At 71.6% G+C, this 20,169-nt stretch carries 18 protein-coding genes; 14 read left to right on the forward strand and 4 right to left on the reverse strand.

Annotated elements, in window-relative coordinates; translation table 11 throughout:
- Nucleotides 1–51: 51 nt before the first annotated feature.
- The 7 genes from rsmD to mutM all read left to right on the forward strand — a co-directional run bounded on the left by rsmD (nucleotide 52) and on the right by mutM (nucleotide 5,259).
- A complete protein-coding gene (gene rsmD, locus IE265_RS22195) occupies nucleotides 52–639 on the forward strand; it encodes a 16S rRNA (guanine(966)-N(2))-methyltransferase RsmD (RefSeq protein WP_190037406.1) in 588 nt (195 codons plus the stop codon).
- Nucleotides 640–665: 26 nt separating this feature from the next.
- On the forward strand, nucleotides 666–1,145 hold the full coding sequence (gene coaD, locus IE265_RS22200; protein ID WP_190037439.1) for a pantetheine-phosphate adenylyltransferase: 480 nt from the start codon (nucleotides 666–668) through the stop codon (nucleotides 1,143–1,145).
- Nucleotides 1,146–1,255: 110 nt separating this feature from the next.
- Nucleotides 1,256–2,332 (forward strand): ATP synthase subunit B family protein, encoded by a 1,077-nt coding sequence (locus IE265_RS22205; protein WP_190037407.1) that lies wholly within the window; start codon nucleotides 1,256–1,258, stop codon nucleotides 2,330–2,332.
- A 131-nt stretch (nucleotides 2,333–2,463) separates the two neighbouring features.
- Nucleotides 2,464–3,159: a YceD family protein gene (locus tag IE265_RS22210; protein WP_373302996.1), complete on the forward strand. Its 696-nt coding sequence runs from the start codon at nucleotides 2,464–2,466 to the stop codon at nucleotides 3,157–3,159.
- Between the two features lie 2 nt (nucleotides 3,160–3,161).
- Nucleotides 3,162–3,335, forward strand: coding sequence for a 50S ribosomal protein L32 (rpmF, locus tag IE265_RS22215; RefSeq protein ID WP_006139588.1), 174 nt, complete (start codon nucleotides 3,162–3,164; stop codon nucleotides 3,333–3,335).
- Between the two features lie 7 nt (nucleotides 3,336–3,342).
- A complete protein-coding gene (rnc, locus tag IE265_RS22220; protein WP_190037408.1) occupies nucleotides 3,343–4,215 on the forward strand; it encodes a ribonuclease III in 873 nt (290 codons plus the stop codon).
- 183 nt (nucleotides 4,216–4,398) lie between these two features.
- The gene (mutM, locus tag IE265_RS22225) at nucleotides 4,399–5,259 is read left to right on the forward strand and encodes a bifunctional DNA-formamidopyrimidine glycosylase/DNA-(apurinic or apyrimidinic site) lyase (RefSeq protein WP_190037409.1); all 861 of its coding nucleotides are present in this window, start codon (nucleotides 4,399–4,401) and stop codon (nucleotides 5,257–5,259) included.
- Here the strand turns inward: mutM and IE265_RS22230 are convergent.
- Nucleotides 5,232–5,621 (reverse strand): winged helix-turn-helix transcriptional regulator, encoded by a 390-nt coding sequence (locus tag IE265_RS22230; RefSeq protein ID WP_190037410.1) that lies wholly within the window; start codon nucleotides 5,619–5,621, stop codon nucleotides 5,232–5,234. The genes mutM and IE265_RS22230 overlap by 28 nt on opposite strands.
- A gap of 150 nt (nucleotides 5,622–5,771) precedes the next feature.
- Here IE265_RS22230 and IE265_RS22235 point away from each other — a divergent pair, with 150 nt between their 5' ends.
- The gene (locus tag IE265_RS22235; RefSeq protein ID WP_190037411.1) at nucleotides 5,772–6,362 is read left to right on the forward strand and encodes a flavodoxin family protein; all 591 of its coding nucleotides are present in this window, start codon (nucleotides 5,772–5,774) and stop codon (nucleotides 6,360–6,362) included.
- A gap of 145 nt (nucleotides 6,363–6,507) precedes the next feature.
- On the opposite strand, the gene IE265_RS22240 is transcribed toward IE265_RS22235, so the two are convergent.
- The gene (locus IE265_RS22240) at nucleotides 6,508–7,611 is read right to left on the reverse strand and encodes a CAP domain-containing protein (RefSeq protein ID WP_190037412.1); all 1,104 of its coding nucleotides are present in this window, start codon (nucleotides 7,609–7,611) and stop codon (nucleotides 6,508–6,510) included.
- A gap of 131 nt (nucleotides 7,612–7,742) precedes the next feature.
- On the opposite strand from IE265_RS22240, the gene IE265_RS22245 reads away from it, so the two are divergent.
- The 4 genes from IE265_RS22245 to IE265_RS22260 all read left to right on the forward strand — a co-directional run bounded on the left by IE265_RS22245 (nucleotide 7,743) and on the right by IE265_RS22260 (nucleotide 14,058).
- Nucleotides 7,743–8,024: an acylphosphatase gene (locus IE265_RS22245; RefSeq protein WP_190037413.1), complete on the forward strand. Its 282-nt coding sequence runs from the start codon at nucleotides 7,743–7,745 to the stop codon at nucleotides 8,022–8,024.
- 391 nt (nucleotides 8,025–8,415) lie between these two features.
- Entirely contained in the window at nucleotides 8,416–8,619 is a 204-nt protein-coding gene (locus tag IE265_RS22250) for a hypothetical protein (RefSeq protein WP_190037414.1), read from the forward strand.
- Between the two features lie 209 nt (nucleotides 8,620–8,828).
- Nucleotides 8,829–12,410 (forward strand): chromosome segregation protein SMC, encoded by a 3,582-nt coding sequence (gene smc, locus IE265_RS22255; protein ID WP_190037415.1) that lies wholly within the window; start codon nucleotides 8,829–8,831, stop codon nucleotides 12,408–12,410.
- A gap of 232 nt (nucleotides 12,411–12,642) precedes the next feature.
- The gene (locus IE265_RS22260) at nucleotides 12,643–14,058 is read left to right on the forward strand and encodes a sugar porter family MFS transporter (protein ID WP_190037416.1); all 1,416 of its coding nucleotides are present in this window, start codon (nucleotides 12,643–12,645) and stop codon (nucleotides 14,056–14,058) included.
- 210 nt (nucleotides 14,059–14,268) lie between these two features.
- On the opposite strand, the gene IE265_RS22265 is transcribed toward IE265_RS22260, so the two are convergent.
- Complete coding sequence (locus tag IE265_RS22265; protein ID WP_190037417.1) at nucleotides 14,269–15,243, reverse strand: LLM class flavin-dependent oxidoreductase; 975 nt, start codon at nucleotides 15,241–15,243, stop codon at nucleotides 14,269–14,271.
- Nucleotides 15,244–15,921: 678 nt separating this feature from the next.
- Here IE265_RS22265 and ftsY point away from each other — a divergent pair.
- Nucleotides 15,922–17,124 (forward strand): signal recognition particle-docking protein FtsY, encoded by a 1,203-nt coding sequence (ftsY, locus tag IE265_RS22270; RefSeq protein WP_190037418.1) that lies wholly within the window; start codon nucleotides 15,922–15,924, stop codon nucleotides 17,122–17,124.
- 219 nt (nucleotides 17,125–17,343) lie between these two features.
- Here the strand turns inward: ftsY and IE265_RS22275 are convergent, their stop codons facing one another.
- Nucleotides 17,344–17,997: a bifunctional DNA primase/polymerase gene (locus tag IE265_RS22275; protein WP_190037419.1), complete on the reverse strand. Its 654-nt coding sequence runs from the start codon at nucleotides 17,995–17,997 to the stop codon at nucleotides 17,344–17,346.
- A gap of 437 nt (nucleotides 17,998–18,434) precedes the next feature.
- Between IE265_RS22275 and nsdA the strand changes: the two genes are divergently transcribed.
- Entirely contained in the window at nucleotides 18,435–19,910 is a 1,476-nt protein-coding gene (nsdA, locus tag IE265_RS22280; protein ID WP_190037420.1) for a transcriptional repressor NsdA, read from the forward strand.
- The last annotated feature ends 259 nt before the right edge of the window (nucleotides 19,911–20,169 follow it).

The raw sequence follows: 20,169 nt of genomic DNA on the forward strand, positions 1-20,169 counted from the left end.
GGCTGACAGACTGGACCTGTCACACCCACCTGTACACGGACAAGGACAGAGATGACCCGCGTGATCGCCGGCCGGGCCGGCGGACGCCGCCTGGCCGTCCCGCCGGGCAACGGCACCCGGCCCACCTCCGACCGGGCGCGCGAAGGGCTCTTCTCCACCTGGCAGTCCCTGCTCGGCGGCCCGCTGGACGGGGAGCGCGTCCTCGATCTGTACGCCGGGTCGGGCGCCGTGGGCCTGGAGGCGCTGAGCCGCGGCGCCGGCCACACCCTGCTGGTCGAGGCGGACGCCCGCGCGGCCCGTACCGTCCGGGACAACGTGCGGACCCTGGGGCTGCCGGGCGCCGAGGTCAGATCCGGCAAAGCGGAACAGATCGTCCGCGCGGGCACCCCCGACGAGCCGTACGACCTCGCCTTCCTGGACCCGCCGTACGCCGTCACGGACGACGATCTTCGCGAGATACTCCTCACACTCCGTGCGGGGGGCTGGCTCACCGGCGGAGCACTCGTCACCGTTGAACGCAGTACAAGAGGTGGCGAATTCCGGTGGCCCGACGGCTTCGAGGCACTGCGCTCCCGTCGCTACGGCGAGGGAACGTTTTGGTACGGTCACGCCGCCTCTACGTGCGAAGACGCACGATGACCGGACCGGAGAGCGAGGGACCTCAGTTGCGCCGCGCCGTCTGTCCCGGGTCATTCGACCCGATCACCAACGGACATCTCGACATCATCGCCCGAGCCTCCAAGCTCTACGACGTCGTGCACGTCGCCGTGATGATCAACCAGTCCAAGAAGGGGCTCTTCGAGATCGAGGAGCGGATCGACCTGATCCGCCAGGTCACCGCGGAGTTCGGGAACGTCGAGGTCGAGGCCTTCCACGGCCTGCTCGTCGACTTCTGCAAGGAACGCGACATCCCCGCGATCGTCAAGGGCCTGCGCGCTGTCAGCGACTTCGACTACGAGCTCCAGATGGCCCAGATGAACAACGGGCTGTCCGGCGTCGAGACCCTCTTCGTGCCGACCAACCCGACCTACAGCTTCCTGTCCTCCTCGCTGGTCAAGGAGGTCGCGACCTGGGGCGGAGACGTCTCCCACCTGGTTCCGCCGTTGGTCCTGGAGGCGCTCAGGGAGCGCCTCCGGCGGGACTGACGGACCCCTCGGGGCCTGACAGTGCGTCACCAGGTGTCGGGCGGGGCGGCTGTGGTCGTACAGTCGACCCGTCCGTCTCCAACACAGCTGTAGAGAGTGGCGAGCACACGGTGGACGTGCAGAAGAAGCTCGATGAGATCGTCTCGGCGGTCGGCAGCGCCCGTTCCATGCCCATGTCGGCCTCGTGCGTGGTCAACCGCGCCGAGCTCCTCTCCCTGCTCGAAGAGGTCCGCCAGGCGCTGCCCGGCTCCCTCGCACAGGCCCAGGAGCTCATCGGCGGCCGCGAGCACATGGTCGAGCAGGCCCGCCTTGAGGCCGAGCGGATCATCGAGTCCGCGCACGCCGAGCGCGGCTCGCTGATCTCCGACACCGAGGTCGCCCGCCGCTCGCAGAACGAGGCCGAGCGCATCCTCTCCGAGGCCCGCCAGGAGGCCGAGGAGGTCCGCGCGGAGGCCGACGACTACGTCGACTCCAAGCTCGCCAACTTCGAGGTCGTCCTCACCAAGACCCTCGGTTCCGTCGGCCGCGGCCGCGAGAAGCTCCTCGGCACCGGCCCCGGCACCGACGAGCAGGGGTACGAGGACGAGGACGCCCCCGAGCGCAGCCACGACCCGGAGACCCTGCGCCGCAGCGCCGACGAGTACGTCGACGTCAAGCTCGGCGCCTTCGAGGCGGTCCTCGCCAAGACCCTGGAGGCCGTCGGGCGCGGCCGTCAGAAGCTGCACGGGCGGATCGCCAGCGACGACCTCGGCGACCTCACGTTCGGCGAGGACGGCGCCGTCGCGCCGCACACCACCGACGCGGAGTACCTGGACGGCCTCGCCGACCTCTCCGACCAGCCCGCCCAGCCGGCGCGGCGCCCGGCCCCGGTGATCCCCGCCCAGCAGCAGTACCCGCAGCAGGACGCGTACGGGTACCAGCAGCAGCCCGACCCCTACGGCTACCAGCAGCAGTACGCCCAGCAGGACGCGTACGGCTATCCCCAGCAGGCCGACCCGTACGCCGCCTACCCGCAGCAGGGCTACGACGCGGACGCTCAGCAGACCGGCTACGCGCCCGCTCAGGACCAGCAGGGCTACACCCAGCAGCAGGGCGCGCACTCCCTCGACGAGACCAGCCTCTTCGACACGAGCATGATCAGCGCGGAGCAGCTCAGGCAGTACGAGCAGGAGCACGGCGGGCGCTGAACCCGGGCGCGCGCCCGTCCCCGGGGCCCCGGGCGCACACCGATTGGGTCGAGAGCGAAAGGTCCAGTATCCTGGCTCTTCGGTCGCGCGTACGTCCGCGATCGCCGCTGCCCGGGAAACACCGGAGGGCAGTGGCCCCCGAATCTTCACGAACGAAAGCAGGAACGGCTCTGAACGCCCGCCTCGACCACCGCGACCCACTCGTGTTCGACACACACGAGCTGGGACGGCGTCCTGGTGCGCTGCAGCGCCTGACCCGTGAGATCGACGCTCCCGAGGATCTCGGTATCCAAGGGGTCATCGGAGTGCCGCAGGGCGATCCGGTGGTGCTCGAACTCCGCCTGGAGTCGGTCATGGAAGGGGTGCTTGTCACAGGCACCGCCCGTGCACGGGTCAAGGGGGAGTGCGTAAGGTGTCTGGAGCCGCTCGAGCAGGAGCTCGACGCGGACTTCCAGGAGATGTTCTCGTACCCTGAGGCCGACGACCGGGGCCGTGTCAAAGCGGAGCCGGCCGACGACGCCGAGGGATCCGAAGAGGACGAGGACAGGCTCTTCATCGAGGACGGCTTGTTCGACCTCGAACCCGTGCTGCGTGATGCGGTGGTGCTCGCACTTCCGATGCAGCCGGTGTGCCAGGACGACTGCCCCGGCCTGTGCTCCGAATGCGGAGCCCGGCTCGCGGACGACCCGGACCACCACCACGAAGCCGTCGACATCCGTTGGGCGGCACTGCAGGGACTCGCCGGTTCACTCGAAGATGGCGAGAAGGACGATATGGGCGGCGGCGCGCTTCGATCAGCGCACGCCGACGAGAAGCAGGAGAAGTAGCCGTGGCTGTTCCGAAGCGGAAGATGTCGCGCAGCAACACGCGCCACCGCCGGTCGCAGTGGAAGGCTGCGGTCCCCACCCTGGTTGCGTGCGAGCGCTGCCACGAGCCCAAGCTGCAGCACATCGCGTGCCCGGCCTGCGGCACCTACAACAAGCGCCAGGTCCTCGAGGTCTGAGCGGCTGGTGAGAGGCACTGTGTCTAGCCCCAAGAAGGCGGACGACGCCAAGGCGGACGTCAACGCCAAGAAAAAGGCGGACAGCACAGCCTCGTCCCACACGCTTCTGGAAGGGCGGCTCGGGTACAAGCTCGAGTCCGCCCTTCTGGTGCGTGCGCTGACCCACCGTTCGTACGCGTACGAGAACGGCGGTCTGCCGACCAACGAGCGTCTGGAGTTCCTCGGGGACTCCGTCCTCGGCCTCGTGGTCACGGACACGCTGTATCGCACCCACCCCGACCTGCCGGAAGGCCAACTGGCCAAACTGCGGGCCGCGGTGGTCAACTCTCGTGCGCTGGCGGAGGTGGGCCGCGGGCTCGACCTCGGCTCCTTCATCCGGCTCGGCCGGGGCGAAGAGGGCACGGGCGGCCGGGACAAGGCGTCCATCCTCGCCGACACCCTTGAAGCGGTGATCGGCGCCGTCTATCTCGACCAGGGTCTGGACGCGGCGGGCGAACTCGTCCACCGGCTCTTCGACCCACTGATCGAGAAGTCATCCAACCTCGGTGCGGGCCTGGACTGGAAGACCAGTCTTCAGGAGCTCACGGCGACCGAAGGGCTCGGAGTTCCCGAGTACCTGGTCACCGAGACCGGCCCGGACCACGAGAAGACCTTCACAGCTGCTGCCCGCGTCGGAGGCGTCTCGTACGGCACCGGCACCGGCCGCAGCAAGAAGGAGGCGGAGCAGCAGGCCGCGGAGTCCGCGTGGCTCGCCATCCGCGCCGACGCCGACGCGCGTGCCGAGGCGGCGAAGGCGGCCGCCGAGGCAGAGGTGCCGGTGGTCGCTCCGGAAGAGGCCGTCGAGGCCCCTTCCCCGGCGCCCGACGCGGCTTCCGCCTGACCGCACCGCCGACGGCCCCGGCCGTCACGACGCAGCAGCCGTTCGCCCGTCCCCGGTCCCCGGGGGCGGGCGAACGTGTGCCGCGCCCCGGGGATACGCTGCGGGCGCGCCCCCGGGGGCGCGCGAGTGGCCGGCCGCGTGCCGGCGGGAGTGTCCGGCCCCGTGCCGGTGAAGGAGAGAACCGTGCCCGAACTGCCCGAGGTCGAGGTCGTACGGCGGGGACTGGAGCGCTGGGTCGCCGGACGCGTCGTCGCCGACGTCCAGGTGCTGCATCCGCGCGCGGTACGGCGGCACATCGCGGGCGCCGAGGACTTCGGAGCCCGTCTCAGGGAACACCGGATCGGACTCGTCCAGCGTCGCGGCAAGTACCTCTGGCTGCCCCTCGCCGACAACCGCAGCGCAGTCCTCGCCCACCTGGGCATGAGCGGACAGCTCCTGGTCCAGCCGCAGGACGCGCCCGACGAGAAGCACCTGCGCATCCGGATCGGGTTCGACGACGACCTCGGCACCGAGCTGCGCTTCGTCGACCAGCGCACCTTCGGAGGGCTCTCGCTGCACGGCACCACGCCCGACGGACTGCCCGACGTCATCGCCCACATCGCCCGGGACCCCCTGGATCCCCTGTTCGACGACGCCGCGTTCCACGAGGCGCTGCGGCGGCGGCGCACGACCGTCAAACGCGCCCTGCTCGACCAGTCGTTGATCAGCGGGGTCGGCAACATCTACGCGGACGAGGCACTCTGGCGCGCGCGGCTGCACTACGAGCGCCCCACCACCGGCTTCACCCGCCCGCGCACGGCCGAACTCCTGGGCCACGTACGGGACGTGATGAACGCGGCCCTCGCCGTCGGCGGCACCAGCTTCGACAGCCTCTACGTCAACGTGAACGGCGAGTCGGGATACTTCGACCGGTCGCTCGACGCGTACGGCCGTGAGGGCGAGCCCTGCCGGCGGTGCGGCACCCCGATGCGCCGCAGGCCGTGGATGAACCGGTCCAGCTACTTCTGCCCGCGCTGTCAGCGGCCGCCGCGCGTCGTGTCGTAGCGCTCGCGCGCCCGGAGCACGTCGTCCATGCTGCCCTCCAGGCAGTGGATGAGGGCGAGCAGCCGCTCCGCGACCCGGTGGCCCAGCGGCGTCAGCTCGTAGTCCACCCGCGGCGGGTTCGTCGGCTGCGCCTCCCGGAGCACCAGGCCGTCGCGCTCCAGCGCGTGCAGCGTCTGGGACAGCATCTTCTCGCTCACACCGTCGACCCGCCGGCGCAGCTCGTTGAAGCGCAGCGAGCCCTCGTGGAGCGCCCCCAGGGTGAGCGCGCCCCAGCGTCCCGTGACGTGCTCCAGCGTGCCCCGGGAAGGACACGCCTTGGAGAAGACGTCGTACGCGAGGTCCCGCTGATCCGTGAGGTCCATACGCAGAGCGTACTCGCGCACAGCGCTGTGCCGGCGGGTGCGCGTTCTCCTGGGCTGCGCCAACTGGAGCGCAGCGCTTACCCGTTGCGGCCGTCGGCGGGCGGTAGCGTGCACTCGCCACTCCGTTCCGCTCATGAGGAGCCACTCATCGTGACGACCCCTGTTGTCTCCATCGCCTACCACTCCGGCAACGGCCACACCGCCGTCGTCGCCGAGGCCGTGCGCACCGGCGCGCTGGAGGCCGGTGCCGAGGTGCACCTGATCAAGGTCGACGGGATCACCGAGGAGCAGTGGGCGCTGCTCGACGCCTCGGACGCCATCGTCTTCGGTTCGCCCACCCACATGGGGACGGCCTCGGGCGCCTTCCACGTGTTCGCCGAGGCGTCCTCCAAGCGCTGGTACGGCCAGGACTGGCAGGACAAGATCGCCGCCGGGTTCACCAACTCGGGTTCCAAGAGCGGCGACAAGCTGCACACGCTGCAGTACTTCCAGATCCTCGCCGGACAGCACGGGATGAACTGGGTCAACCTCGGGCTGCACCCGGGCTGGAACAGCAGCGCCGGCTCGGAGAACGACCTCAACCGTCTCGGGGTCTTCGCCGGCGCCGCCGCCCAGACCAACGTGGACGAGGGTCCCGGGAGCGTCCACAAGGCCGACATCGCGACCGCCGAGCACCTCGGGCGCCGCGTCGCCGAGACGACCCGGGTCTTCCTGCGGGGCCGCGTCGCCGTGGCGGTCTGAGCCACCCGGACCGCCCCACGCCGGCCGCGGCCGGCCGGGAGACGGAGCCGGGCCGCCGTGGTGGCGTCCTCACGGATGAGGACACCACGCACGACGGCCCGGACACGGTCTGCGAGGGCACCTGGCCCTCTGGTCGGAGGTCGGCTCAGTAGCCGAAGTCCTGCGTCCACCAGGGACCGCCCGCACCGAAGTGCGCGCCGACTCCCAGGGTCTTGAAGTCGCAGTTCAGGATGTTCGCGCGGTGGCCGGGGCTGTTCATCCAGGCCTCCATCACGGCGGCGGCGTCGGCCTGGCCGCGCGCGATGTTCTCGCCGCCCAGGTTGGCGATGCCGACCTTCTCGGCGCGGTCCCACGGGGAGGCCCCGTCCGGGTCCGTGTGGTCGAAGAAGCTCCGCGCGGCCATGTCCTCGCTGAAGGTCTGGGCCAGCGCGGCCAGCGTGCTGGACGCGGTCACCGGGCTGCAGCCGGCCTTGGCCCGCTCGTCGTTGACCAGCGACAGCACCGCGGCCTCCGCCGTGGAACCCGTCCCCGTGGACGCCTCCTTCGACGGAGTCGTCTCGGGGGCCTTGGTCGCGGGCGCCTTGGGAGCCTTCGTCCGCGACTGCGTCGGAGCCTTGGTCGACGGCTTGGCCGAAGGCTTCTCGGCGGTCTTCTCGGGAGTCGTCTTCGCGGGCGCCGACGCCGACGGCGAGGCCGACGGCGCGCGCTCCAGGTCGCGACTGGTCCCGGGGGCCGCGCGGTCCTCGGCGGCGCCGGTCGTGCCGCCCTGGGTCTCCACGTCGCTCGGGGTGTCGGCGGCCTGCACCTTGTCCCCGTTGCCGCCGATGGAGTAGCTGTCGCTGCCCGGCAGTACGCCGGAGGCGACCGCGACCGCGCCCATCGCCACGGCCGCCGAGACTCCCAGCAGGCCGGTGCGTACGGGGGTCGCGCCCTTCTTGCGGCGACGGTGGCCGCGCGGGCCGCCGCCGGGCTCGTAACCCGTGGTGGCGTGGGCGGCCGGGTCAGACGCGAAGAGATAGGCGTCGCTCGTCGAGTAGAGCTCGCCCGTCCTCTCGTGGATCCCGCCAGGGGAGTCGTAGAGGCCGGCCGTGGCGTAGCCGCCGGCGGTCGCGTAGTCGTCCCCGTAACCACGGGCGTCGGGCGCCGCGTAGCCGTTCGCGGTGCTGTCGTACTCGTCGTAGGTCTGTGTGACCCCGGTGGCGCGGCCTGTGACGGCGCGTCCGGCGGCGGAGCGTCGGTGGCGTCCCATCTCCCGGCCTTCCTCATCCTCGCGGTCAACGTGCCTCACCCGAACGAGTGAGGCTCATTGGGTGGGGACGGTACCCCATGACGCAAGAGGAGGAAGTGCCCCGGGAGCAATTGGCCCTTTAGCGTTCCCCTATGAACGAGGATGTACGCCTGGTCGTCTGGGTGCGTGGACGCGTCCAAGGTGTGGGTTTCCGCTGGTTCACCCGGGCCAGGGCCCTGGAGATCGGTGGCCTTAGTGGTTTTGCTCTCAATTTGGAGGACGGACGGGTCCAGGTGGTCGCGGAGGGCCCCGGAGCCGGCTGCCGGGCTCTGCTCGACTGGCTCCAGGGGGACGACACGCCGGGCCGGGTCGACGGAGTCACTGAGATGTGGGACACGCCCCGCGGTGGTTACGAGGGCTTCGCGATCAGATGAGGGTCATGGCCGGGAGCGGCGCCCGGGTGCCCGACCGGGGGCGTGAGGCCCGTGCCGCGCGCCTGTCCCCGGGGGAAAGTGCCTGGTGGTTGCCAATAACCGCTTGTCGTGGCAGGCTCCGGCGAGTAAGGATGATCTCCACACCCCCAGGGCCCCGAAAGAGAATCCGCGCCGCCCGTTCTCAGGCCGCGCGCTCCGGGTCGCCCCCAATACGGGGTGTGATCGTGTTGACCGTCAAACTTTTTGGTGAGACGCTGAAAGCCCCGCGCACCTTAGCTGTTTGGCATGCAAGAGCGGCAGCGAGACCTGCACAGTGCCAAGCATCGCGGGTGCGATTCCCTCACGACCCACACCGCTTCGGTCGGTCACTCAGTGTGGAGGACCATCCATCATGGCAAAGGCGCTTCTCGGTTACGTCGGCGGTTCCGACCCGCGACTCATCGCCGAGATGCGACGGCTCCAGCAGCGCGTCCAGGATCTGGAATCCGAGCTCGGACGGATCCAGGCCGAGAACGACGCGCTCGCGGCTGCCGCTTCTCGCGACTCGCTTCTCGAGAGCATCGACGTACCCCAGGCGGAGCCTGCGCTCACCTGATCACTGCATCGCGACTGCACCGCCAGTGACCGGGCTGCCCGTGTCAACCGCTTGAACCAGAGTTGCAGGGGACGCTTCGGCGTCCCTTCTTTCTTGCCCCCCGGCGCCTTCTCCTCCACTGCCTTCAACGTCTGATGTGCCCTGCACGTTCATGTGCGAAACCGCGCGTTCATGGAGTGAGACCGACCCGGAAGGTAGAGTCCGGCTGCGTGCACCTCAAGGCCCTGACCCTGCGCGGGTTCAAATCGTTCGCCTCGGCGACCACGCTGCGGTTCGAGCCCGGCATCACGTGCGTCGTGGGCCCGAACGGCTCCGGCAAGTCCAACGTCGTGGACGCGCTCAGCTGGGTCATGGGCGAGCAGGGCGCCAAGTCGCTGCGCGGCGGCAAGATGGAGGACGTCATCTTCGCCGGCACCACCGGGCGGCCCCCGCTCGGCCGCGCCGAGGTGTCCCTGACCATCGACAACTCCGACGGCGCGCTGCCCATCGAGTACGCCGAGGTCACCATCACGCGGATCATGTTCCGCAACGGCGGCAGCGAGTACCAGATCAACGGCGACACCTGCCGGCTGCTCGACATCCAGGACCTCCTCTCCGACTCCGGCATCGGCCGCGAGATGCACGTCATCGTCGGGCAGGGCCGGCTCGACTCCGTACTGCACGCCGATCCGATGGGCCGCCGCGCGTTCATCGAGGAGGCGGCGGGCGTCCTCAAGCACCGCAAGCGCAAGGAGAAGGCGCTGCGGAAGCTCGACGCGATGCAGGCCAACCTCGCGCGCGTGCAGGACCTCACCGACGAACTGCGGCGCCAGTTGAAGCCCCTCGGCAGGCAGGCCGCCGTGGCCCGGCGCGCCGCGGTCATCCAGGCCGACCTCCGGGACGCCCGGCTGCGCCTGCTCGCCGACGACCTCGTGCGGCTGCGGGGCGCGCTCCGGGCCGAGGTCGCCGACGAGGCCGCGCTCAAGGAGCGCAAGGAGGCCGCCGAGACCGAGCTGCGCAAGGCGCTCCAGCGGGAGGCGCTCCTGGAGGACGAGGTGCGGCGCCTCAGCCCGCGCCTCCAGCAGGCCCGGCAGAGCTGGTACGAACTGTCCCAACTGGCCGAGCGGGTACGCGGAACGGTGTCCCTCGCGGACGCCCGGGTCAAGAGCGCCACCGCGCAGCCCCCGGAGGAGCGGCGCGGACGCGACCCCGAGGACATGGAGCGCGAGGCCGCCCGTGTCCGTGAGCAGGAGGCCGAACTCGAAGCCGCCCTGGAGGCCGCGCGGCGGGCCCTGGAGGACACGGTCGAGCACCGGGCCGACCTGGAGCGCGAACTGGCCACGGAGGAGCGGCGCCTCAAGGACGTCGCCCGTGCGATCGCCGACCGGCGCGAAGGGCTCGCGCGACTGAACGGCCAGGTCAACGCGGCCCGTTCGCGTGCCGCCTCCGCCCAGGCGGAGATCGACCGGCTGGCCGCCGCCCGCGACGGCGCACGGGACCGCGCGGTCGCGGCCCAGGAGGAGTACGAGCAGCTCAAGGCCGAGGTCGACGGCCTCGACGCGGGCGACGAGGAGCTGACCTCGCGGCACGAGGCGGCCCGGCGCGCCCTCGCCGACGCGGACGCCGCCCTCACCGCAGCCAGGGAGGCGGCGACCGCCGCCGAACGCAGGCGCGCCGCCACCCGGGCCCGCCACGAGGCGCTGGCCATGGGGTTGCGCCGCAAGGACGGCACGGGCGTGCTGCTCGCGGCGAAGGACCGGCTGACCGGGCTGCTGGGCCCGGCGGCCGAGCTGCTCACCGTCTCGCCCGGCCACGAGGTGGCGGTGGCGGCGGCCTTCGGCGCCGCGGCCGACGCCGTCGCGGTCACGACGCCCGCCTCGGCGGCCGAGGCCATCCGCATGCTGCGCAAGCAGGACGGCGGACGCGCGGCACTCCTGCTCGCCGGTCCCGCGGAACCGGACGCCCCCGGGGACCCGGTCGGAGGCACGTCCGCGGCCGAGGGGACCGGGGGCCCGCTGTACGCCGCCGACCTGGTCCGCGGGCCCGCGGAACTGATGCCCGCGGTACGCCGTCTGCTGCGCGGTGTCGTCGTGGTCGGCACCCTGGAGGACGCCGAGGATCTCGTGTACGCGCGGCCCGGGTCGACCGCCGTGACCGCCGAGGGGGACCTGCTGGGCGCGCACTTCGCGCAGGGCGGTTCCGCGGGCGCGCCGAGTCTGCTCGAAGTGCAGGCGTCCGTGGACGAGGCGGCGGCCCAGCTGGAGGAACTCGACACACTGTGCGAGCAGTTGGCCGAGGCGCAGCGCATCGCCGAGGGGCAGCGCGCCGAACGCGCCGCCCAGGTGGAGGAGTTGGCGGACCGCAGGCGTGCCGTCGATCGCGAGCGGTCCGGGGTGGCGCAGCAGCTCGGACGGCTGGCCGGGCAGGCCCGGGGCGCCGCGGGGGAGGCCGAGCGCGGAACCGCGGCGGCCACCCGTGCGCAGGAGGCCCTCGACCGGGCCGTGCAGGAGGCGGAGGAGCTGGCCGAGCGGCTCGCCGTCGCCGAGGAGATGCCGGTGGAGGAGGAGCCCGACACATCGGTACGGGACCGGCTCGCGGCGGACGGTGCCAACGCCCGGCAGACCGAGATGGAGGCCAGGCTCCAGGTGCGTACGCACGAGGAGCGGGTCAAGGGGCTGGCGGGCCGGGCCGACTCGCTCGACCGGGCGGCGCGGGCCGAACGCGAGGCGCGCGAGCGTGCCGAGCGCCGCAGGGCACGGCTGCGGCACGAGGCGGCCGTCGCCGGTGCCGTCGCGTCCGGCGCCCGGCAGCTGCTGGCGCACGTGGAGGTGTCGCTGGGGCGGGCCGACCTGGAGCGCACGGCCGCGGACGACGCCAAGGCGCTGCGGGAGCGGGATCTCGTCACCGCCCGCAACGAGGGCCGTGACCTCAAGGGGGAGCTCGACAAGCTGACCGACTCGGTGCACCGCGGCGAGGTGCTGGGTGCCGAGAAGCGGATGCGGATCGAGCAGCTGGAGTCCAGGGCGCTGGAGGAGCTGGGCGTGGAGCCGGCGGCGCTCGTCGCGGACTTCGGGCCCGACCAGCCGGTCCCGCCCTCGCTGCCGGCGGAGGGCGAGGAGCTGCCGGACGACCCGGAGCACCCGCGCAACCAGCCCCGGCGCTTCCACCGTGCCGAGCAGGAGAAGCGTCTCAAGTCCGCCGAACGGGCGTATCAGCAGCTCGGAAAGGTGAATCCGCTCGCTCTGGAGGAGTTCGCCGCGCTGGAGGAGCGCCACAAGTTCCTCAGTGAGCAGTTGGAGGACCTGAAGAAGACCCGGATCGACCTCCTTCAGGTCGTGAAGGAGGTCGACGTGCGGGTGGAGCAGGTCTTCACGGAGGCGTTCCGCGACACGGCCCGGGAGTTCGAGGGCGTCTTCAGCAGGCTCTTCCCGGGTGGGGAGGGGCGGCTGATCCTGACCGACCCGGACAACATGCTGACCACCGGCGTGGACGTGGAGGCCCGGCCGCCGGGCAAGAAGGTCAAGCGGCTCAGCCTGCTGTCGGGCGGCGAACGCTCGCTGACCGCCGTCGCGATGCTGGTGTCGATCTTCAAGGCGCGGCCCAGCCCGTTCTACGTCATGGACGAGGTCGAGGCGGCTCTCGACGACACCAACCTGCAGCGGCTGATCCGCATCATGCAGGAGCTGCAGGAGGTCTCGCAGCTGATCGTGATCACGCACCAGAAGCGCACGATGGAGGTCGCCGACGCGCTGTACGGCGTGTCCATGCAGGGCGACGGCGTGTCCAAGGTCATCAGCCAGCGGCTGCGGTAGCCGTTTCCACTTCTTCAAGAGTCTTCAAAACTTGAACACATACTTGCTACTTCTCGGGGTAGAAGCGGCAGGTACGCGGTTTTGACTTCGATAGTTGAAGACATATCCTCTGCGACGTTCCATTTACCTTCAGGTGGTGGGTGGCGTGATCGTGTGCGCCACTGGAGACACCGTCCGGAGGGCTCGCCCCCCCACTCCCGGCAGCGAGGCCGGTGGCCCGAGGAGTTCACACGTGACCACATCGCAGGTCCCCAACTCAGGAGCCCGCGGGGCTCATCCCGAGCATCTCGGGCATGTCATCTTCATCGCGGCGGCGGCCGCGATGGGCGGCTTCCTGTTCGGGTACGACAGCGCCGTCATCAACGGTGCCGTCGAGGCCATCCGGGACCGGTACGACATCGGCTCGGCGGCCCTCGCGCAGGTCATCGCGATCGCCCTGATCGGCTGTGCGATCGGCGCGGCCACCGCGGGCCGGATAGCCGACCGCATCGGACGCATCCGCTGCATGCAGATCTCCTCGGTGCTGTTCATCGTCAGCGCCATCGGGTCCGCGCTGCCGTTCGCCCTGTACGACCTGGCCTTCTGGCGGGTCGTCGGCGGCTTCGCCATCGGCATGGCCTCCGTCATCGGCCCCGCCTACATCGCCGAGGTCTCCCCGGCCGCGTACCGCGGACGGCTCGGCTCCTTCCAGCAGGCCGCGATCGTCGTCGGCATCGCCATCTCGCAGCTCGTCAACTGGGGCATCCTCAACGCCGCGGACGGCGACCAGCGCGGCGAGGTGATGGGCCTGGAGGCCTGGCAGGTCATGCTCGGCGTCATGGTCATCCCGGCCGTCCTGTACGGCCTGCTCTCCTTCGCCATCCCCGAGTCGCCCCGCTTCCTGCTGGAGGTCGGCCGCAGGGACCGGGCGCGTGAGGTCCTCAAGGAGGTCGAGGGCGACAAGATCGACCTCGACGCCCGCGTCGCCGAGATCGAGCACGCGATGAAGCGCGAGCACAAGTCGACGTTCAAGGACCTCCTCGGCGGCAGCTTCCTCTTCAAGCCGATCGTCTGGATCGGTATCGGCCTCTCGGTCTTCCAGCAGTTCGTCGGCATCAACGTCGCGTTCTACTACTCCTCGACGCTGTGGCAGTCGGTGGGCGTCGACCCGACGGACTCGTTCTTCTACTCGTTCACCACGTCGATCATCAACATCGTCGGCACCGTGATCGCCATGATCTTCGTGGACCGCGTCGGCCGTAAGCCCCTCGCCCTCATCGGCTCCGTGGGCATGGTCATCGGTCTCGGCCTGGAGGCCTGGGCGTTCTCCTTCGACCTCGTCGACGGCAAGCTGCCGGCCACTCAGGGCTGGGTCGCCCTGGTCGCCGCCCACATCTTCGTGCTCTTCTTCGCCCTGTCCTGGGGTGTCGTGGTCTGGGTCTTCCTCGGTGAGATGTTCCCGAACCGGATCCGCGCCGCCGCGCTCGGTGTCGCCGCCTCCGCGCAGTGGATCGCCAACTGGGCCATCACCGCGAGCTTCCCCTCGCTGGCCGACTGGAACCTCTCCGCGACCTACGTGATCTACACGTTCTTCGCCGCGCTCTCCATCCCCTTCGTGCTGAAGTTCGTGAAGGAGACCAAGGGCAAGACGCTGGAGGAGATGGGCTGACCGCCCGTCGGGCCGTGGGGGCCGCGCGAACCCCACGGCGCCCCGAGACCCGGGGAGGAGGGCCAAGTCCCCGCTGCCCTTCTCCCCGTACGCGTGGGACGACTGCCCCGGCCGGCCCGCGGCCCCGGCGACCGTGCGGACCCCCGACGGTCCTGCCGGTCCCAGCGGTCCTCGCGCCTGTCCCGATCGGACCCGCAGGTCCCACAGGTCCTACAGGTTCTTGAGCCGGGGCAGTACGTTCTCGCAGAACAGGTGCATGCTGCGCCACCCCTCGTCCAGCGGCATCCCGCCCGACAGGGGATGCAGCACGTAGTTGTCGAGCCCCTGGGACAGGCACTCGTCCGGGGTGACGACGCGGTAGACGCCCTCGGCACGCAGCTCCTCGACCGTCGTGGCCGCCGACCGCACCGCCGAGCGGATGTCGGAGGACTGCCAGGACGCGTACGTCCGCGCCTCGTGCAGGAAGTGCCTCCCGTGCTCGGCCCAGGCGCGGTCCGGGTCCTCGGCGAGGTGCAGCAGCGGGGTGACCGCCGCGGGCATCATGGTCCAGCCTTCCGTGCCGTACTCGACGAGCCGCTCCTTGTAGTACGCCTCCAGCTCCGGCAGGTGCGCGCTCGGGAAGAACGGCAGGCCCAGCCGGGCCGCGCGCCTGGCCGCCGCCTTCGAGGAGCCGCCGACGAGCAGCAGCGGGTGCGGGTCGGAGAAGGGCCGCGGGGTGACGCGGACCGTGCGCCCGCGGTACTCGAACTCCTCGCCGGTCCACGCCTTCAGCAGGGTCTCCAGGAGTTCGTCCTGCAGCCGGCCCCGGCGCTGCCAGGACACGTCGAAGAGCGCGTACTCCTCGGGGCGGTAGCCGATGCCGGCGACGGTGACGAGCCGGCCGCCGCTGAGCAGGTCGAGTACGGCCACGTCCTCGGCCAGCCGCAGCGGATCGTGCAGCGGACCGATGATCGCCGAGACCGTGACCGCGATGCGACGGGTGGCGCCGAAGACCGCGCCCGCGAAGGCGAACGGCGAGGGCAGCCAGTTGTTGGCGACGCCGTGGTGCTCCTCCGTCTGCACGGTGGACATCCCGCGGTCGTCCGCGTACGCGGCCATCTCCAGCGCCGCCTTGTAGCGGGCGCTGAGCGAGGCGGGCGTGGCGTCGGGCTCGACGAGATTGAAGCGTACGACCGTTACGGGCATGGGAGAGTCCCCCTTCACCTGGCGGGCGGGGTGCCGTGAGGGGGGACGGTAGCTGACGGATCGTCAGACGGCCAGAGCGGTGGACGCCCCGGCCGCCCCGGGGTCCCGGACACCCCGGTGGGCGGGGAGGCGGCGCGCTCCGGGTGCGGGGCCGGGCGGCGGGCGGGGGCTCCGGCGCGGGGAGCCGGACGGCCGGGGCGCGCGGGCGGCGCCGGCGCCGGTTCGCGTGCCGGGTCCCGGTCCGTCCCCGCGCCGGTCGGTGCGCGGAGTCCCGGGTGCCCTCCGGCGGCGAGGGGTGACGGGTCCTGCGGGTCCGGGCAGTGGTCGTGCGCGGAGTCCCGGGCGCACCTCGGCCGCGGGGGTGGCGTCCTGCGTCCGGACAGGGAGCCGTGCCCGGAGTCCCGGGTGCACCCCGGCGGTGACGGGTGCCGGGTCCGGGCACGGGGCCGTGCGCCGGAGTGGCGCGGGTCCCCGGAGTGGGGGGACCGGCGTGGTCCGCGGGGGCGCGCCGTGCCGCCGCGCGGGCCAGCGGGTGTCGCCGGCGGCGTCCCACGCGCGTGTCGCCGCAGGGGCCGGAGGGTGCGGCGGGGTACGACCCGGGGCCCCGGACGCGCCGCGCCGCACGGCCCGCGCAGCCGACGAACGACCGGGTGGGAGGTCGCGCATACTGGTGCCGTTATGGAAATCGTCATCCTTGCTGTAGTCATCGCCGTGGTCGTCATCGGCGCGCTCGGCGGGCTCGTCATCGGCAGCCGCAGGCGCAAGCAGCTGCCCCCGCCGCCCCCCGCCGCCCCCGACATCACGGCTCCGCCGGCCGAGCCGCACGTCGGCGACGAGGCCGAGACGCCGCGCGACGAAACGCGCCGCACGATAGAGGAGGTGGATCTCCCGGACGCCTCGGCGACCGCCCCGGTCGTCGTCGAGGAGCCGCCGGCCGCACCCGAGGTCGAGATCCCGGAGCCGACCGCCGGCCGTCTGGTACGCCTGCGCACCCGGCTCTCCCGCTCGCAGAACGCGCTCGGCAAGGGGCTGCTCACGCTCCTGTCGCGCGAGCACCTCGACGAGGACACCTGGGAGGAGATCGAGGACACGCTCCTCACCGCCGACGTCGGCGTGCAGCCCACCCAGGAACTGGTCGAACGGCTGCGCGAGCGCGTACGGGTGCTCGGCACCCGCACGCCGGAGGAGCTGCGCACCCTGCTGCGCGAGGAACTCCTCACCCTGCTCGTGCCCGACTTCGACCGCACCGTGCACACCGAGTCCCCGCTGGACACCCCGGGCATCGTGATGGTCGTCGGAGTCAACGGCACCGGCAAGACCACCACCACCGGCAAGCTCGCCCGGGTGCTGGTCGCCGACGGCAAGCACGTCCTGCTCGGCGCGGCCGACACCTTCCGTGCCGCCGCCGCGGACCAGTTGCAGACCTGGGGCGAGCGCGTGGGCGCCCGTACCGTACGGGGCCCCGAGGGCGGCGACCCCGCCTCGATCGCGTTCGACGCGGTCAAGGAGGGCATCCAGGAGGGCGCCGACGTCGTCCTGATCGACACCGCGGGCCGGCTGCACACCAAGACCGGGCTCATGGACGAACTGGGCAAGGTCAAGCGGGTCGTCGAGAAGCACGCCCCGCTCGACGAGGTGCTGCTCGTCCTGGACGCCACCACCGGCCAGAACGGCCTGGTCCAGGCGCGCGTGTTCGCCGAGGTCGTCGACATCACCGGCATCGTGCTGACCAAGCTCGACGGCACGGCCAAGGGCGGCATCGTCATCGCGGTCCAGCGCGAGCTGGGCGTACCCGTCAAGCTGGTCGGCCTGGGCGAGGGCGCGGACGACCTGGCGCCCTTCGAGCCGGAAGCGTTCGTGGATGCCCTTATCGGCGAGTGACACCCGCACCCGCGAGGACGCAAGGGCTGCGAGGAGGGCCCCACACCATGGTGCATACGGTGTGGGGCCCTTCTTCGTGGGCCGTCCGGCCGGTGCGCGCGTCCCGGCCTCCCTGCGGGGCGCCGTCGGACGCCTCTGCGCGTGCGGCCGTCCGGCGGCGGCTCGGACGCGCGAGCGGTACCGCCGTCCCGCGGCTCGGACGCGCCGCTGTCCCGCGGCTCAGACGCGCGAGCGGTGCGCCACGTAGGCCAGCGTCCCCAGCAGCAGTCGTGCCGCGGGCGGCCTGGTGGCCGAGTCGAGCGCGGGGGAGCGGAGCCAGCGGACCGGCCCGAGGCCGCCGCGGTCGGAGGGCGGCGCCGTGATGTGGGTTCCGGGGCCCAGCGCGCGCAGGTCGAGCGAGGCGTCGTCCCAGCCCATGCGGTAGAGCAGCTCGGGCAGTTGCGAGGCGGCACCGGGGGCGACGAAGAAGTGCGCGCGGCCGTCGGGGGTGACGGAGACGGGACCCAGCGGCAGGCCCATGCGCTCCAGCCGGACCAGGGCGCGGCGTCCGGCGGACTCGGCGACCTCGATCACGTCGAACGCGCCGCCCACCGGGAGCATCACCGCCGCGCCCGGGAAGCGGCTCCACGCGCCGGTCGCCTCGTCGAGCGTGGCGCCGGCCGGGACGACGGGGGCGAAGTCCAGCGGGTGCGCGCCGGGAGCGGGGCAGTCGCTCCGGCCGCAGGAGCAGGTCCCCGAGGCCGCCCGGGCGCCGGGCACCACGTCCCAGCCCCACAGTCCGGTGAACTCGGCGACGGCGGTGCACTCCGAGGAGCGGCCGCGGCGGCGCGAGCCGGAACGGATTTCGCGGATGCCGCCGATGGTGAAGTCCATGCCCCCTCCAACGGGTCCGGTGCCCCGGTGGTTACGCAACGGAATCAGAACGTGACTCTCTGTTCCCCGCGTGCCGCGGTCCGTGCGGCGCCTGGTTGTGCCGCGGGTGGTGAGCCCGGCCTCGCGCGCCCCGAAGTGCATCGCTCCGCCCGCCCCTGGCCGTCATGTGTCAAGTGAATCGCGAACGGGTCGACGGGAGTTCATTCGAAGGGGTGGCGAATGGTGGCGTTTCCGGGATCGCCATGGCTGGAGCAGTGATCGTAGGATTACCGTGTGTGCACAGGTCCTGGGAACGCATGCACTCGTGGGTATGCCGGGGGCAACCCGCCTTCTCGTTCGATGGGTGAGAACAGGCGGACGGCGGCCGCGTGCAGGGGCATTCTGGTAGGGCTTGGCGCACACAGCGCACAAGTGGGTTCAGGGATGGGGGCGTTCCAGTGGGCGGCAACGGCGGAGGCGGGACGAACGCTGAGAAGCGCCCCAATGAGCTGCTCGGCTCGTGGTTCGTGCGCAGTGGCTGGTCCAAGGGCGAGCTGGCTCGGCAAGTGAACCGCAGGGCCCGTCAGTTGGGTGCCAACCACATCTCGACGGACACCTCGCGTGTGCGCCGCTGGCTGGACGGGGAGAATCCGCGCGAGCCGATCCCGCGCATCCTGTCCGAGCTGTTCTCCGAGCGCTTCGGCTGTGTCGTCGCCGTCGAGGACCTCGGGCTGCGGGCCGCGCACCAGTCACCGTCCGTGTCGGGTGTCGACCTGCCCTGGACCGGCCCGCAGACCGTCGCCCTGATCAGCGAGTTCTCGCGCAGCGACCTCATGCTGGCCCGGCGGGGCTTCCTCGGCACGTCGCTGGCGCTCTCCGCCGGGCCCACGCTCATCGAGCCCATGCAGCGCTGGCTGGTGCCGGGCCCCACCGCGCCCAGGGACGAGCCCGAGACGGCGGCCGCCTCCCGCCGCCCCGGCCGGCTCTCGCAGCCGGAGCTGGACCTGCTGGAGTCCACCACCGTCATGTTCCGCCAGTGGGACGCCCAGTGCGGCGGGGGCCTGCGCCGCAAGGCGGTCGTCGGCCAGCTGCACGAGGTCACCGACCTGCTCCAGGAGCCCCAGTCGGAGTCCACCACGAGGCGGCTGTTCAAGGTCGCCGCCGAACTGGCCGAGCTGGCGGGCTGGATGAGCTACGACATCGGGCTCCAGCCCACCGCCCAGAAGTACTTCGTCCTCGCCCTCCACGCCGCCAAGGAGGCCGCGGACAAGCCGCTCGGCTCGTACATCCTCTCCAGCATGAGCCGTCAGATGATCCATCTGGGACGGCCGGACGACGCGCTCGAACTCATCCACCTCGCGCAGTACGGGAGCCGCGACTGCGCGAGCCCGCGCACCCAGTCCATGCTGTATGCGATGGAGGCCCGCGCCTACGCGAACATGGGGCAGCCGGGCAAGTGCAAGCGGGCCGTCCGGATGGCGGAGGACACCTTCGAGGACGCCGTCGAGTTCGACGAGCCCGAGCCCGACTGGATCCGCTTCTTCTCCGAGGCCGAGCTGCACGGCGAGAACTCCCACTCCTTCCGCGACCTCGCCTATGTCGCCGGCCGCAGCCCCACGTACGCCTCGCTGGCCGAACCGGTGATGCAGCAGGCCGTGGACCTCTTCGAGAAGGACAAGGAGCACCAGCGGTCGTACGCGCTCAACCTCGTCGGCATGGGCACGGTGCACCTGCTGAGGCGGGAGCCGGAGCAGAGCGCGGTCCTCGTGCGCAAGGCCCTCACGATCGCCAAGAAGGTGCGCTCCGAACGGGTCAACACTCGTATCCGAAAGACCGTCGACACGGCCGTACGCGATTTCGGTGATCTCGCCGCCGTCGTCGACCTCACCGCGCAGCTCGCCGTCGACCTGCCGGAGACCGCCGAGGCGGTCTGACCCCCTCACCCCGGCCGCGGCCCCCGTCCTCGACAGCCCGACTCGGCTCCCCCATGCCAGGTCATCGGACGGACGGCCGTGGCCGGTTCCATGCCCCGCGTGTGTCCGTTCCGGCAGGACATGAGCGCGTCGGGCGGCGATTTGTCGTGGTCCGCCCCATGATGGACGCGCTGAAAACCGCCGAAGGCTGCGGCACGACACCGATCGCCGCAACCGGTATCCGGCAGTTCATCGAGGCGTAACACGCGAGGCCTCTTCG

It is taken from the genome of Streptomyces fructofermentans (assembly GCF_014651055.1).
GTDB lineage: Bacteria > Actinomycetota > Actinomycetes > Streptomycetales > Streptomycetaceae > Streptomyces > Streptomyces fructofermentans.